This window comes from Nostoc sp. NOS(2021), assembly GCF_017115025.1.
Classification (GTDB): Bacteria; Cyanobacteriota; Cyanobacteriia; order Cyanobacteriales; family Nostocaceae; genus Nostoc.
This window is the reverse complement of the sequence record NZ_JABXKM010000340.1, coordinates 1-15,055: the sequence shown is the minus strand read 5'-3', so window position 1 is coordinate 15,055 and position 15,055 is coordinate 1. Positions and strand designations below refer to the sequence as shown.

The 15,055-nt window shown below is 43.7% G+C and carries 12 protein-coding genes and 1 tRNA gene; 6 read left to right on the top strand and 7 right to left on the bottom strand.

The window, feature by feature from the left end; genetic code table 11:
* Nucleotides 1-30: 30 nt before the first annotated feature.
* Together HWQ41_RS33175 and HWQ41_RS33170 are read left to right on the top strand one after the other, a co-directional pair.
* Complete coding sequence (locus HWQ41_RS33175) at nt 31-600, top strand: Uma2 family endonuclease (RefSeq protein ID WP_292772347.1); 570 nt, start codon at nt 31-33, stop codon at nt 598-600.
* 449 nt (nt 601-1,049) lie between these two features.
* A complete protein-coding gene (locus tag HWQ41_RS33170; protein WP_292772345.1) occupies nt 1,050-2,639 on the top strand; it encodes a glycoside hydrolase family 57 protein in 1,590 nt (529 codons plus the stop codon).
* Nucleotides 2,640-3,334: 695 nt separating this feature from the next.
* Here the strand turns inward: HWQ41_RS33170 and HWQ41_RS33165 are convergent.
* Nucleotides 3,335-3,946, bottom strand: a complete 612-nt coding sequence (locus tag HWQ41_RS33165; protein WP_292772343.1) for a DnaJ domain-containing protein — start codon at nt 3,944-3,946, stop codon at nt 3,335-3,337.
* A gap of 29 nt (nt 3,947-3,975) precedes the next feature.
* On the opposite strand from HWQ41_RS33165, the gene HWQ41_RS33160 reads away from it, so the two are divergent.
* Complete coding sequence (locus HWQ41_RS33160) at nt 3,976-5,073, top strand: tocopherol cyclase family protein (protein ID WP_292772341.1); 1,098 nt, start codon at nt 3,976-3,978, stop codon at nt 5,071-5,073.
* 33 nt (nt 5,074-5,106) lie between these two features.
* Nucleotides 5,107-5,180: transfer RNA gene (locus tag HWQ41_RS33155), tRNA-Arg, on the top strand.
* A gap of 76 nt (nt 5,181-5,256) precedes the next feature.
* Here the strand turns inward: HWQ41_RS33155 and HWQ41_RS33150 are convergent.
* Complete coding sequence (locus HWQ41_RS33150; RefSeq protein WP_292772339.1) at nt 5,257-5,625, bottom strand: clan AA aspartic protease; 369 nt, start codon at nt 5,623-5,625, stop codon at nt 5,257-5,259.
* Nucleotides 5,622-5,894 (bottom strand): hypothetical protein, encoded by a 273-nt coding sequence (locus tag HWQ41_RS33145; protein ID WP_292772337.1) that lies wholly within the window; start codon nt 5,892-5,894, stop codon nt 5,622-5,624. The genes HWQ41_RS33150 and HWQ41_RS33145 overlap by 4 nt, the downstream gene beginning before the upstream one ends.
* A gap of 133 nt (nt 5,895-6,027) precedes the next feature.
* Between HWQ41_RS33145 and HWQ41_RS33140 the strand changes: the two genes are divergently transcribed.
* On the top strand, nt 6,028-6,276 hold the full coding sequence (locus HWQ41_RS33140; RefSeq protein ID WP_292772335.1) for a hypothetical protein: 249 nt from the start codon (nt 6,028-6,030) through the stop codon (nt 6,274-6,276).
* Nucleotides 6,277-6,411: 135 nt separating this feature from the next.
* Here HWQ41_RS33140 and HWQ41_RS33135 read toward each other — a convergent pair whose 3' ends face one another.
* Together HWQ41_RS33135 and HWQ41_RS33130 are read right to left on the bottom strand one after the other, a co-directional pair.
* Nucleotides 6,412-7,035, bottom strand: coding sequence for a Uma2 family endonuclease (locus HWQ41_RS33135; RefSeq protein ID WP_292772332.1), 624 nt, complete (start codon nt 7,033-7,035; stop codon nt 6,412-6,414).
* A gap of 269 nt (nt 7,036-7,304) precedes the next feature.
* Nucleotides 7,305-7,532 (bottom strand): hypothetical protein, encoded by a 228-nt coding sequence (locus tag HWQ41_RS33130; RefSeq protein WP_292772330.1) that lies wholly within the window; start codon nt 7,530-7,532, stop codon nt 7,305-7,307.
* On the opposite strand from HWQ41_RS33130, the gene HWQ41_RS33125 reads away from it, so the two are divergent.
* Nucleotides 7,523-7,855, top strand: coding sequence for a hypothetical protein (locus tag HWQ41_RS33125; RefSeq protein ID WP_292772328.1), 333 nt, complete (start codon nt 7,523-7,525; stop codon nt 7,853-7,855). The two genes, HWQ41_RS33130 and HWQ41_RS33125, sit on opposite strands and share 10 nt — an antisense overlap.
* 208 nt (nt 7,856-8,063) lie before the next feature.
* Here the strand turns inward: HWQ41_RS33125 and HWQ41_RS33120 are convergent, their stop codons facing one another.
* Nucleotides 8,064-13,211, bottom strand: coding sequence for a hypothetical protein (locus tag HWQ41_RS33120; RefSeq protein ID WP_292772325.1), 5,148 nt, complete (start codon nt 13,209-13,211; stop codon nt 8,064-8,066).
* The gene (locus HWQ41_RS33115) at nt 13,181-14,518 is read right to left on the bottom strand and encodes a P-loop NTPase fold protein (protein WP_292772323.1); all 1,338 of its coding nucleotides are present in this window, start codon (nt 14,516-14,518) and stop codon (nt 13,181-13,183) included. The genes HWQ41_RS33120 and HWQ41_RS33115 overlap by 31 nt, the downstream gene beginning before the upstream one ends.
* Nucleotides 14,519-15,055 lie beyond the last annotated feature (537 nt).

Here is a 15,055-nt window from a genome sequence, read left to right as displayed (position 1 = left end):
TCTCTAAACTAGGCATGGAAAAATAGTGCTATGAACCAAACAATATCTGATCAAGTCCGTTGGACGACCTCAGACTTAGAATTACTCCAAACTGACGAATGGAAGCGCTATGAAATTATTGACGGAGAACTATTTGTGACTAGAGCGCCTCACTGGAGACATCAAGGGACTGCGGGTAATATCTGCTTAGAGTTACAAATTTGGTCTCGCTCTAGTGGGCTGGGGGAAACCCGTCAAACTCCCGGTATAATTTTTACAGATGCCGATAATGTCATACCCGATGTAGTTTGGATTAGTCGTGAGCGTTTAGCACAATTACTAGATGACGAAGGGCATTTGAGAGGAGCGCCAGAACTGATTGTGGAAGTGCTTTCTCCTGGCACAACTAACGAACGTCGAGATCGAGAAGCCAAGCTGAAACTATACTCATCCACAGGAGTCCAAGAATATTGGATTGCAAATTGGCAATTACAGCAGCTAGAAGTTTATCGCCGAGAAGTTGCCCAATTAAAACTGATAGCAACCTTGCTAGCTGATGACGAAATTACATCACCATTGTTACCAGGTTTCGGCGTTCGAGTTCAGCGTTTTTTTGGATAGTTCTGGCGATCGCTTTTCAAACTCAAGTTCACCGGAGAAGGCAAAATTAACAATTAAAAATTCAAAATTAACAATTAAAAATTTAAAATTGTACCCTTACAGGGAAGCAACCTACGCACAGCATTTTGTAGAGAAGAAAATTTCAGACGTGGATTTAAACGCTGACTAAAACTGAAGCTAGGCGAACGTGGCTCAAAAATAATTATTAAACTGCCAAGGCGCAAAGGTCACAAAAGGACTGTAACTTAGAAACCCGATTTTTCTACTGCAACAAGCCAACCAACAACTAGAACAGGAATGATAACGGGCCCAAAGATTGACACAAGGCTTTTAACTCAATTGAAAACTGCTATAAAACTACTCTTACGATCCCCATAAAGTCTTAAAATATTGTTGATTTCTGCCAAACCTCTCGACCTTCAACTTACAAGTATCACCCCAAAATCACTATGGCTATCGGCTACGTCGCGCTTGTACTCCACGCACATCTGCCCTTCGTTCGTCACCCAGAAAGTGACTACGTGCTGGAGGAAGAATGGCTCTATGAAGCCATCACAGAAACCTACATTCCCTTATTGAAAGTATTTGAAGGCTTAAAGCGAGACGGTATCGACTTTAAAATCACGATGAGTATGACACCACCTCTAGTGTCGATGCTTCGTGATCCTCTGCTTCAAGAACGCTATGAAGCACACTTAGCTCAACTAGAAGAACTTATACAACTAGAAGCAGAACATAATGTCAATAACGGGCATCTTCGTTATTTAGCCGAACATTACACTACTGAGTTTAGCGAAGCGCGTCAGCTATGGAAACGCTACAACGGTGACTTGGTGACAGCTTTTAAGAAGTTCCAAGACAGTAACAACCTGGAAATCATCACTTGCGGCGCTACTCACGGTTATTTGCCGTTGATGAAAATGTATCCAGAAGCAGTGTGGGCGCAAATCCAGGTAGCCTGCGAACATTACGAGCAAACCTTTGGACAAAGACCCAGAGGCATTTGGTTGCCTGAATGCGCCTACTATGAAGGTTTAGAGCGGATGCTAGCCGATGCGGGGTTACGCTACTTCCTCACTGATGGGCATGGCATCCTTTACGCCCGTCCCCGTCCGCGCTTTGGCACTTATGCCCCAATTTATACAGAAACTGGTGTTGCTGTCTTTGGTCGAGATCAGGAGTCTTCCCAACAGGTATGGTCTTCTGAGGTGGGCTATCCTGGGGCGGCGGAATATCGAGAATTTTACAAAGATTTGGGCTGGGAAGCAGAATATGAGTACATCAAGCCCTATATCATGCCCAATGGTCAGCGGAAAAATACGGGCATTAAGTATCACAAAATTACTGGACGTGGCTTAGGTCTATCAGATAAGGCGCTCTATGATCCGTATTGGGCTAGGGAAAAGGCAGCAGAACACGCTGCTAACTTTATGTATAACCGAGAGCGGCAATCGGAGAATCTCCATGCTCTAATGGGGCGACCGCCAATTATCGTTTCGCCTTATGACGCAGAGTTATTTGGACATTGGTGGTATGAAGGCCCTTGGTTCATCGATTACCTATTCCGCAAGTCGTGGTATGACCAAGGAACATATCAAATGACCCATTTAGCAGACTATTTGCGAGATCAGCCGACGCAGCAAGTCTGTCGTCCTTCGCAGTCGAGTTGGGGTTTCAAGGGTTTCCACGAGTATTGGTTGAATGAAACGAATGCGTGGATTTATCCGCATTTGCACAAAGCCGCAGAACGCATGATTGAAATCTCGCACCTAGAACCAGAGGATGAGTTGGGGTGGAGAGCATTGAACCAAGCAGCGCGAGAATTGTTATTAGCACAATCTTCTGACTGGGCATTTATTATGCGGACGGGAACTATGGTACCCTATGCAGTCAGACGGACGCGATCGCACTTGATGCGGTTCAATAAGCTCTACGAAGACGTGAAAATCGGCAAAATTGACAGTGGTTGGCTAGAAAAAGTCGAGTTAATGGATAATATTTTCCCCGAAATCAACTATCGCGTCTATCGTCCGTTGTAGTACTAGGGTGGGCAATGCTCACCTTATATTAGTAGTGAGGAGCGTTTACTTCGGCAAAGCTCAGTACAAGTATTTTACCAACAACAAGTAATGGTAACCCTCTTTTGTCAGTTTGGGAGAACCAAATCGCTGAAAGCCTTTCGGGGCTTTAGTTTCCACTTTGAAGCCAGAAATTTTAGTTACTGTTAGAAAATAAAAGCTCAAAGCTTGATTAAATCAAAGTTTCAGAATCTCGCTTCCATTATTGTTTTCCGAGAGTGATAAAACAGGGTTATTTGGGATTTTGTCAATGAACCAGAATTATGAGCAAATGAGTTTTACAGAGTTGAGAGCTTACGTTGTGGAAAACCATGAAGACATTGAAGCTCTACGTTTTTTAATGAGCAAACGTGACCCTAATTCTAAAGGCTATCCTTAGAGGTTGTTTGAAAAGTGGTTGGCTGTAATTTTAGGCACTTATTGATCCCCCCTAATCCTCCTTAAAAAGGGGGGAACCGGAATCAAAGTCCCCCAATTTATCGGGGAGCCACTGCGTTGGGCGGGTTTCCCGACTTGAAGCACGTGGCGTGGATTTAGGGGGATCTAGAACTTTTTGCTACCGATAAGAGGACTTTTCAAACATCCTCTTAGTCAGCGGAGGTGGACGAGAGTTTGTGTAGCCGCGAATTCCATTTGCCCTGACTTAAGTTGACTTCTTATCTCCAACGCCGATTTAGCCGCAATAAACTTTTTATCCGATGACAAAATCTTTTTACCAGAGGTCTAGGTTTTGATGTATATCTAGGTGATCGTGATTTACGCGCAGCGCCCGGATTTCTTAACTCTTGTTCGATTTGTGCGGCTTTATTTAAATCTGAAGCGGCTCTATATTCGTATCCCAGTTGAGAGCAAACTAGCCCACGATATTTGTATGCCTCAATATAGTGAGGATTGAGACGAATTGCGTGGGTAAAATCTGCGATCGCATCCTCATATCTTTCTTTTGTAGCATTCTCTACTCCCAAAGTATAGAAAGTTTCTGCATCCCAACGATTGACAGATATTTTTGGGGGATTTGTAGGCGAAGATGTGGATGGATTTTCGCTAGGGGGAGGCTCAGATGGACTTTCGGATTTAAGCTTGTTGTAAGCTACGTTGATTGATTTGATTTTTTCCTCAGCTTCCTGCTTTTGCTTTGGCTCAAGAAAGCGATCGGGATGCCAAATTTTCACCAGTTTACGGTAAGCTCGCTTCACTTGTGCTGGCGATGCACCAGGTTCTAGCCCCAGAATTTCATAAGCATAATTGATATCGAGGCGATCGCGCATACTGAAAAAATCGGCAACTATATAAGTCTATGTTAACTATTCCCCTAAATCTTCTCCACTCAACTCAAACGCCCCATTCTGGTTATCACTGGGATAATAGTAGTCGCCGCTTCTTTGAAGGCTGGTATTACCGCGTCACGTTACCGGAAATTGGGCAAACATTCGCCTTTATGTACTCCATTGAAGACCCCATCGGCGGTAAACCGCACAGTGGCGGTGCAGCCCAAATCCTCGGCCCGGATGATGAGTATTTATGCCGTACTTTTCCTGATGTGAAGAAATTTTGGGGTAGTCGAGATGTCCTGGGTTTAGGTCATTGGGGTAAAACGGATTTGCAAGTTTCTCCCCTATACCTGCTGCCAGCAGAGTTTGAGCATCATGTTCAAGAAGGATATCAAGCCACAGCCACCTTGAATCAGGGAATAATTTGCGATCGCGCCACCAATAATTATTGCCGTTGGGAGTATGAAATTAAACCCGTATACGGTTGGGGCAATCAAAATAGCATTCAGCAATCAACCGCAGGCTGGCTGTCATTCTTGCAGATTTTTGAACCGGGATGGCAAATTTTGATGGCTCACGGTTTAGCCAGTGGAAAGATTGACTGGAATGGCAAAATCTACGAATTCACCAACGCCCCAGCCTACGGCGAGAAAAATTGGGGTGGTGCTTTTCCCCAAAAATGGTTTTGGATAAACTGTAATTGCTTCGAGGGCGAACCCGACTTAGCATTAACTGCTGGCGGTGGACGGCGAGGTGTGCTGTGGTGGATGGAATCTGTAGCGATGATTGGCTTGCACTATCAAGGCAAGTTTTATGAATTCGTTCCCTGGAATTCACAAGTAGACTGGGAAATTCAGCCTTGGGGTAGATGGCAAATGAAAGCTAGTAACTCAAATTACGAAATTGAGTTGACAGGAACCACCGATTTACCTGGTACACCTCTGCGTGCGCCTACAGAGGATGGTTTAAGATACTGTTGCCGAGACACCATGCAAGGAAAGTTAAATTTAGAGTTACGAGAATTAAATGGTAGAAAATCTCAAATAATCCTCAAAGCAGAAAGTTTTCTTTGTGGTTTAGAAGTAGGCGGCGGTTCTTGGGATAATTGTTGGCAATCTCGCTAAAACTACTGCTATGATTGTATATGCTTCCTATTTGGGGCTGTAGCTCAGTTGGATAGAGCGGACGCCTCCTAAGCGTCAGGTCGTGCGTTCGAGCCGCACTAGTCCCGTAAGTAAAAAAATCCGTAAGACCTTGACTAATAGCAGGTCATAAGGATTTTATTTTTTAGCATCTAAAATGTTGGATTACATAATATCATCTACCAGCACTGTCCCTCCCTCACAAAAATCGATGCTGAGATGATAATCTTCCAGGAGTGCTGTGCCAATCAGGGGACGACGACCCATCGCTAAAACTGGAATCACGCGTTCTGTGCCATTCCACAAAATAGTGGCTTGATGAACGTTGGTTATTATACGAGAGTTGTCCGCAAGGTTCGCTTTAATCGGCGCAACGTAAGGCAAATCAAGGTCTGTGACTACCGTAGGTGGCAAGGTTAAAAACCCTTCAAATCCTGTATCGACAACACATTCAATTTCTACTTCTGCACGCCCCGGAGGACAAATAATGATACTTATACCTGCCTGAAGCCCAACAACTGTTCCATGTATCACTTTGCTGTCCTGACCAATGTACCACCGACAGCATAAACAGCATCATAGCCAATTCGCTCTGTCCAAATGATTGCGTTTGGCTGTTTAGCTTGCAGCCGATGACAAGCCACGATGAAATCGTCATCGATTTCGTAATCACCTGTAGTGATATTAATTGCAATGATTTTGCCGATATTATCTGCTGTTTCGACTTGGGTACGGATACTCTGCTGGTAAAGTTCTTCCCCATGTTGAGCAATTTCTTCGCGGCTGAGGTTGGGATAAGGCATAGAAGCAACCTTTTCTGTATCCGATTTCTGATTCGATCTTAGAACAAAATCGAATGTTTCTAGCGAATTTAAATCTCCCCAAGACGATGTAATATTTGAAGTTGAAAATGATATCAATGCTTTTGAAGAATACTTGCGTGCTGCAATTTTTGAAGCAGCAGGCTTTGAATCGTACTGCATTCAAGAACTCAAGGGCTTGATTGATAGTTTTAGAGAAAAGCAAGGCACATGGACGGGGATTGCCCATAATGAATGGTTGCAAGAAAATCCGCTTTTGTTGGCAGAGATACCGCCAGAATTACGATCGCAGGAGTCAAACTTAGAAGTTAGCGATCGCTTGCGCCAATTATCTACTGTATTAAAAAAGACTCGAATGCAATAAGTGCCGCAGCTACGCCCGTCGTAGACATCCCTCAATCTACAACCTGTGTAAATAATGTAGCTAGCTACACCACATTTGATTACCGTTGGGCGATCGTGGCAAGAAGACGACAAGAATAAATTTCTTCGTTGCTAATCAGCGACTCATTGCAAAAATCTGTTCAGCTGTTAAGGGAATGTTCGGAAACAATCTAAAATCAATTCGATCCTGCCCTCGAAACACCTTTGGGGGTAAATACTCTCCATCTTCAAGTTGGTAGATTGTAATGGTTGGCTGCTTGGGAGAGCCAATGAACCGAATGCCACCAAAAGCAGCATAGTCCACAATGATGTACTCCAAAACGCCCAAGTCTTCATATTCAGCAAGTTTTGTCAGATAGTCGTCCTTCCAGTTGTTGCTAACGACCTCAATGATTCCGGGTGGTGGAATATATGCAGCAGCAGAACTAGAGCTAGTTTTCATCCTCTGCCATTCAACTCTTGCAAATATGACAATATCTGCTTTCCGGCTTTTTTCCTTTTCTGCTGGTGCTGTTTTGAGCTGAACCTGCTTGGACTGGCGCGACACGTAAGGCAGGTCATTTTCTTGGCAGTGATTTTCTAAGTAGGCACACAGTCGCTCGATCAAATCCTCATGATTTGCATTTGGTTCTGATAATGGCACGGGAATCCCATCCAATAGCTCAAACTCTCTGCCTGAACCATCGTCCCAGGCAAGAAACTCTTCAAAAGTCAGTGGTTGTGTGACGGTTGCATACATCGCCCTCGCTCCCTTGCTGACGGGTACTTCACTCAATGCTACCAAGATGTACAGCTTTGTCTATGAGTCCTGACTGATTTTCCTGTCGTAGTTCTGAAACAACAGCTTGAGGTTGGATAACAGAAAGCGATGTCTACGACGGGCTACGCCTAAGCGCTCTGCATCTACGAGACACCAGACGCGGAGATTGATTTGTTGCGAGATTTTAGAGAATTGGTATAACGCCAGCAGGCAAAAAATAGCCCCCTGTAATTTGGGGGCGTAAACAACTATTGCATCAAAATCGAACGTATCAAAATGCTCATTACCTCACCTGTGTTGCCAGTTGGCAAGAGAGGACTCCAATCACCAATGTCAGCGTACCTAAGTTGGTGCAGAACGCGAATAGTACTGGTAACAGCTTTGGCAGAACCAATCAGTGTGTGTTTGATGCATTCTCTTTCTGGAGATGCTTGAAAGTCAGTTTCATCTATTTTGGCTTTTACTTGTGTCATCATTTATTTGTCTCCCTATATGGGGGTTTAGAAAGCGATCGCTATTCCGGTTGGTTCTGGGAGCGATCGCTTTTGAGTATAGCAGTGTTAGGGGAACAGGGGAACAGGGGAATATTGATTCTGTTCCCTCTATGCCATGTCAGAATAATGAGATGGCAAAACCCGAAGATACAGTCAAACTGATTATTGGCAAAGAATTAAAAATCCGTTTCAAGTCCTTGTGTGTGCAGGCTGAAACGGATATGAGCAGTGTTGCTAAAGAGTTAATCGCTGTCTGGTGCGAAGAACAGGAACGTAAACAAGCTGCACAAAAAGGCAATTCCTGAAAAGAATATTGAATGAAATTTCAAAAAGATGTAATTCGCCCTTCTGCATCACCTACCAGAACACAAGGAGCCGCAGCTACGCCCGTCGTAGACATCGCGTTTTAATCGTCTCACAAGATGATTAAAAACGAACCGCAAAGGACGCAAAGGACGCAAAGGAAGATAAGGAAGATAAGGAAGAAATGCTTAACTGAACTGTATTGGGCTATCACCTACCAGAACACAAGGCGCGTTCGCCCCTGGCGTTGGCGGAGCCATCGCTCTTCATTACCTTCTGATTAGTCTGCAAATAATCGTGTAGTAAATCGCAACCCCGTGTAAGTAATTTTTCCAGTTGGATATCCGCCAAATTCTGTAAAATCACCGTACCGTTAGCACTACCCGCAGCCAGAGTTTTGCCGTCATGGCTGAAACTGACGCTGGTTAATTCATCCTTATAACCTTTCAAAGCAATCAGCAACGTCCCTTCTCGGTTCCAAATCCTCACTTTGTCATCACTGCTAGCTGCCAGAGTCTTGCCATCGGGGCTAAAGCTGACACTAATGAAACTATCACCATCCCCAGCGAGATTATTTAGCAAATCACCGTCTCGGCTCCAAATCTTCACTGTGCTATCAATACTAACTGAAGCGATCGCCTGACTATCAGGTGTCCAAGCAACCCCATTTACCCGGCGACTATGACCCTGTAAGGTGTATAGTAATTTACCATCTACACTCCAGATTTTCACGGTTTTGTCATCACTGGCTGAGGCTAGCAACTTGCCATCAGGGCTAAAGCTTACCCAATTCACCGCATCTTGATGTCCCTGCAAGGTGTTAAGCAGTTTACCGTCCCGACTCCAAAGTTTTACTGTTTTATCTTTACTAGCCGAGGCTATTACTTTACCATCAGGCGACCAAGCTACACCCAAGACGGCATCATTATGACCCTGTAAGGTGTTGAGTAATTTACCGTCGAGACTCCAAAGCTTCACCGTTTTATCTTTACTAGCCGAAGCGATCGCTTGACCATCTGGGCTGAAACTAACGCCCCAAACTTCACCCTGATGCCCCGTGAATGTACGGATTAGTTTACCGTCTCGACTGAAAAGTTTTATAGTTTTGTCTCGACTCGCTGCTGCTAAGGTGCGATCGTCTGGACTAAAACTGATGCTAGTTACCCAGTCATCATTATCGGCTTTGGGCTTTCGCAGCAGCACATCATCCCAATGCCAAAGTTTAATAGTTTTGTCCCGACTTGCAGAAGCCAGGGTGCGACCGTCTGGGCTGAAACTGACACTATTCACCCAATTATTATGTCCCTTCAGGGTTCCGAGCAACACACCTTCAGAACTCCAAAGTTTAATTGTCTCATCGGTACTTGCGGAAGCGATCGTCTTACCATCAGGGCTAAAACTGACGCTGGTAACTCCAGCACTATGCCCCGATAAGGTTCGCAGTAGCTTGCCCTCCAGATTCCACAGTTTGATTGTTTGGTCTAAACTAGCAGAAGCGATCGCTTTTCCATCGGGCGACCAAGCTATACTTTTGACTGCATCCTCATGTAAGAGCAAAGTTTTGAGCAGCTTACCATCCCGACTCCACAATTTCACTGTCTTGTCAGCACTCCCGGAAGCAAAAGTTTGACCATCAGGCGACCAAGCAACACTTAAGATTGCACCATTATGTCCCTGCAAAGTTTTGAGCAGCTTACCATCCCGACTCCAAAGTTTTATTGTCTTGTCTGTACTCGCCGAAGCAATAATTTGACCATCTGGGCTGAAACTAACACTATTCACTACAGCTTGATGCCCTAATAGAGTAGCAAGCAGTTGACCGTCCCGACTCCACAGTTTTACTGTCTTGTCTTGACTGGCGGAAGCAAGGATTTGACTATCGGGACTGAAACTGACGCTATTAACTACATCTTCATGCCCCGACAAAGTTTTGATCAAGCTACCATCGGGATGCCAGAGTTTAATTGTATTATCCGCACTAGCTGAAGCAATTAAAGAGCGATCGCCACTAAATGTAACACTATTTACCCCAGAGATATGCCCTTCTAAGCGGTTATACTCTCTTACACCGGAAACTGCTTGATAGAGTGCTGTCTGTACTTGCTCTCTTGTATAAGAATCTACCCAGACTGTTTGTTGTAATTTTCTTCCCGCTTTTAAAGCTTCCATTAAAGCATCAATACCTTTTTGGGAGGCAAAGAGGGCTTCACTGGATGCACTGAGAGTTTTAATTTCGCTATCTACTGCTGTGACTATAGAAACACTTAATCCTAATATGGCAAGAACGCAAGCAGTTAGGGCAATTTTCAGCGAACGATTTAATTGAGCTTCACTGAGCCTTTGTTTCTTTTGACTTTCTGCGAGTTTAGCTGTTAACTCTTTTTCTTTAAGTTCAGCTCGCAAATGTTCAATTTCTAACTGACTCAATTCTTCCCGCTTGTGTAACTCTCGCAATTCTGTTAATAAGTCCAAACCCGGTTGGGGATGAGAATCTACCAATTTAGAACGCTGCTTATTTTGGCTAAGTTCACTCTTAAGTCGCTCAATCTCAGCTTGACTCTGTTCTACTTTTTGGCGTAGCTGGTTCAGTTGTACCTGTAAGCTCGATTCCTGTTGTTGCAGGTAGCGAATCAACTCTACTAAATAATCGTGAATCAGTTGATAGCGTTCTGGTACATCAGGGAATAGTACCACTAAACCGGAGCTAACTAAAATCTCTAAAACTAACTCTAAGTTACTCGCATCGTCCAACTCTGCTAGCTGCACCGCTAACTCAGCACGAGTTTTAAAAGGTCGGTTGTTACTTTCATCTGTTAATAAGTATAAGACGATTAAAGCGGCTCGTTCATTCTCTGGGCCGCAGTCTTTAATCAGTTCCTTAATATATCGCTCAATGAGTTTATTAGGTCGATATGGCTGATATTCTTCTAGTGTAGTAATGCGTTCATCTTGAATTTGCGCCCCCACAACTTGTAATTCAATCGGGCGGACTTCTCCAAATTCTGTTGATAAATCTTCGACTAAGGCATCAATTAAAGCAGGTTCTAAATTAAACTGCGATCGCTCTGTCAATTTTCGGATAATTGCTTTAGCATATTCTGGCGTAAAATTATTTAACTGGTAGCGAATATGCTTGTCGAGAATATTATTATTAATCGCTTCCAGTGCCGAAAGATGTTTAAAGTCTAATAAACGATGTAAATAATCTTCTCGCAAGGAAAGAATGACTTTGACAAAGGGGATTTTGAGGCAGTCACTAATAAATTTATCAAATTCTTGCTTTTGATTGCGATCGCTATTACCAAAGAAAAATTCTTCAAACTGGTCAAAAATTAAAACTGTGATCAAATGGTGATCGGCATTTTCTTTTAGTTGTTGTAAAATACTAACGATGGTGATCGGTGTGCCAGAGTAAGCCAAAGCCTGCGATTCAATCGCTGCTTCTGACTTGATATCAGCATACACCGCAAGGGATGCGTCACTAGACATCGCCTCACTTAAAGATTTCCCTAATTCTCGCGCCCAATCGGTGTAAACTTGCAACACCACAGGTACGGCTATTTGATCGCCAACGGCTCGATTTTGCAATGCTGGAACTAAACCCGCCGTCACAGTAGAACTCTTACCCACCCCTGATTGACCGTGAATCACCGTCAGCTTTTGATCGGCGCGGCTGATTCTGCCAATTAAGTTATTAATATCACGCTCTCGACCAGAAGCCGCAATTTCTAAAGCAACGCTGCTACTCCCAGAAGGTGACATCAATGCTGGGTTTGTCGCCTGTCTTTGCGGTTGCAAGCGTCCCGCACCGATAAAAGCTCGAAAACCGTACTGTTGCTCAACAGAACGCCGTTTCTGTCGAATATAATAGGCTTCTAGATAGCGCCCTTCTTCAAAGTAGAGCGATCGCAATCTCCGCAATAAGCGAATATAACGATGGGCATCGTATTGATGAGCGCTGCTTTCTAAAGCTGCTGGTAGTTCTTTTGTCGCCTTATCCAGGTATTCACGCGCAATTTCTAATTCACCTAAATTTCGTTGGGCTTTCGCCAAAACTAAATAGTAAATTTGCCCCAATAATAATGGAAATAAGCAGTTGTAAGGATCGTTGTGCTTTTGCGCCTCACCTAATTTCAGCAGTGATACGTGTGCTAATATACTCGCCTGTACCCACCGCGACTGTTGTACGGCTACTTGCGCCAGAAAACCGTAGTCACAAGCTAATTCAATTTGAGTACCATAAGTTTGATGTAACTCCAGAGACTTTTGAGCAACCGTCTGCAACTCTTCCCACTCTTGCAGATATTGCAAAACTTCAGCGAGTTGATTGATAAATCCAGCAACTATATCTAAACGCCCAGCCACTTCTAAAACATTTAAGCATTGCTGAAAATAAGATTTAGCTGTGTACCAATGGCGGCGGTTTTCGGTTTGATTTTGCTCTGCAAAACGGCAATAACACAGCCCAATATAAAACAGTAAAATTCCCTCTCGCAAAAGTAGAGGAGATGGCCGACTAGGAGGCATAGGCAAAGAAAATACCCCCTCATCCCCCTCATTCCCCCCAGTCTTTCTTTTTGCCAACTTTTGCCAAACTTCCAAGCTTTGCTGAAAATGGTTTAAAGCTGGATGAATGCGATCGCTAATATAATCATCTAGACCAAAAACAAATTCTAAACTAGCGTCTAATTCTGGCTCTAAGCTAATACCACGATTGTGTAACTCTTTAATGGCAAAGTGGAGTTCATAGCTATGTTTCCAGACTTGCTCCACAGTGGAATAATGCTTTGCAACTTCAGGAGGTTGCTGTTGTGCAGCATCGGTTGGTAACACCGTGGCAAACAAAGAATCAGTTTCCTGTTGCAGAAATTGCAGTAATGAGTCAGTTGTCATTTCAAACTGAATCGGTGTCGCCGCCCAACTAGCGAAATCTGGTGCTAAACGCACTACCTTTTGCAACACTTCCTCATTCACCCAGACAATCATCGGAAACGGATGACGTTTGCGAAATTCATCACGAATATGATTGATAGACCTAAGTAAATCATCAAGTCCATCTACTAACTCTAAACCTAAGATCATCAACGCCGATGGCGGATTCTTTTCGGTTAGCAGTTGTAAATGAATACTTGTGTAAAGACTTCTAGCATTATGCGGCAAAACTACCTTTTGAATTTGGTGTACTCCTGAAGAGAGTTCTTCGAGTCGTTGCAGCATTTGCTCTTGCAAGACTCGATAATTGCAGCACACCAAAACCAGGGAGAATTGACCGTTAGAAAGGGCAATTGCTCTCCCCAAACTCCGTAAAGCACGCTCGTTAGCTGCTGTTACATCTGCTTGTGGGTGTCGTTCAACCATGATTTAAATTTTTCTGTCTCTGCTAAAACTGGGTTGACGGCAAACCAAGCTCCCTGATGATCGCGGTATTCAAATACAAATAAACTTCGCAATAGGGTGTAGTATTCTATATCACCTCTAACTCTCTGCTGCTGCACCACCTGAAAGATTAATTCCCACTCATTGGGGTCGATAGCGTTAGTTCGGTAATCACGCTGTCTTCGGATCACCAATTCAACACACTCCCGATCAAAGGGTGGATCTTGTTCTCGCAGACAGTCAAACAGCAAACCTAGCAAGTCGCGTACATGACCACCACTAATCAGGCACAATCGATCTAAGGTTTCCAAACTATCAAACACTTCTGTAATTAAGCCTAACCGATCGCTAGCCAAAATGTCGGGAAAAGCTCTAGCTAGTACCATTTGCCGCAACATTGTTAGCCCTTGCGGGAAAATCTCCCCAGAGCGCAAACGCACAGGTATCATCGGTAACACTTTTGGCGCGACTCCTCCCCCCAAACGATGCTGAAGTTCGGCGCTATCGTTGGAGAAAGTCAGCGCTAAGGGAATAGTATAGACTACATGACAATTTAGTTTGCGTAACTGTTCACCACGCTGAATAAATAAGTATTCTGGCAGCGATCGCCCCGATGGTAAAGGTCGAATTGCAACTCTATCCAAGTTATCAACAATCACCACCAATCCTTTTTTACCCCTGGCTTTCAATTGCTTGGTGGCAGGTTCTAGCAATTCTTGATTAATTGACTGTAAAATATTTGCTGTTCGCGGTTCCAAGTAATCTCTTAACCGCCGCCGCAATTGAGGACTTTCTTTAGCCTTAGCTGTAATTTTGGCAATCCCCACAGACAACTCTGCTTCTACCCCAAGATCAATTGGCGTTTGCAGGAAATCCACGAGTTCACCAAATAACTTAGTAAAGTAGCTAGGCTTAAACCTAATTTTCATCGCTTCTAGGCTTTCGCTTACCTGTCCAGCGATCGCTAATAAAATATCAGTCACATCCACATCTGCCATTTCTAAGACATGGGTAGACTCAAAATAAACTACATGAAATTGCTGTTCCTCTAACTCAGCTTTGAGGCGCAACAACTCCGTTGATTTTCCACAGCCGAGATGTCCTGTAAATAGCTGACAGGTTGGAGCATCCGGGGAGATGCGAGCGATCGTGCGTTGCAAAGCCTCAATGATTTTGCCACCCCGCACCGCAGCAAAATCGATATAGTATCTGCGATCGCTGGCATTTCCTATAATTAGAGGTCTGCTGGGATTGCAAGCCTGATAAAATCTTTCTAAATCTAGGAGCATAACTAATCGAGTTCACTCAGGAATAGGGATGAAAAAATCTGCTAAATAAATATATTTGGTTTTAGGGAATTTCTGCCTTAATTTAATTACATCTCAATCAAAATACTAACTAAATTAGCGGTATTCAGGATGATTTTTCATATCTAGGTTTCAACTAGCACAAGGCAAGGCTGATATTTGATTTTAAGTAAGCAGAAATACTACTATAAGTACATTTAGGAGAAACACTCGATCTTAAATAAGGTACTCTTATCAATATTAAAAATATCTAGCACAAAAAAAGGTACTGTTAAGTACAATTTTGTCGCGCTCTTGAATATATAGCGGTTCTCAATTGCATAAAATATAGACCACCCATAGGGAACATTTTGCACCAAGCCCAAACGACTGGAAGTCGCGGCTATACAAACAAAGTCCACCGACCTGGACTAAGAGAAAATTAAATAAGTCGGAAGCCGGAAGCGATGCCCTGAGCTACGCCGCTACGGTGTACACACAAGTCGAATTACCCCCCTTAATCCCCCCTTATAAAGGGGG

Coding starts and splice junctions, on each gene's coding strand:
- HWQ41_RS33170 (WP_292772345.1), top strand. CDS start 1,050: ATGGCTATCGGCTACGTCGCGCTTGTACTCCACGCACATCTGCCCTTC.
- HWQ41_RS33175 (WP_292772347.1), top strand. CDS start 31: ATGAACCAAACAATATCTGATCAAGTCCGTTGGACGACCTCAGACTTA.
- HWQ41_RS33120 (WP_292772325.1), bottom strand. CDS start 13,211: ATGGTTGAACGACACCCACAAGCAGATGTAACAGCAGCTAACGAGCGT.
- HWQ41_RS33130 (WP_292772330.1), bottom strand. CDS start 7,532: ATGATGACACAAGTAAAAGCCAAAATAGATGAAACTGACTTTCAAGCA.
- HWQ41_RS33160 (WP_292772341.1), top strand. CDS start 3,976: ATGTTAACTATTCCCCTAAATCTTCTCCACTCAACTCAAACGCCCCAT.
- HWQ41_RS33115 (WP_292772323.1), bottom strand. CDS start 14,518: ATGCTCCTAGATTTAGAAAGATTTTATCAGGCTTGCAATCCCAGCAGA.
- HWQ41_RS33145 (WP_292772337.1), bottom strand. CDS start 5,894: ATGCCTTATCCCAACCTCAGCCGCGAAGAAATTGCTCAACATGGGGAA.
- HWQ41_RS33165 (WP_292772343.1), bottom strand. CDS start 3,946: ATGCGCGATCGCCTCGATATCAATTATGCTTATGAAATTCTGGGGCTA.
- HWQ41_RS33135 (WP_292772332.1), bottom strand. CDS start 7,035: ATGTATGCAACCGTCACACAACCACTGACTTTTGAAGAGTTTCTTGCC.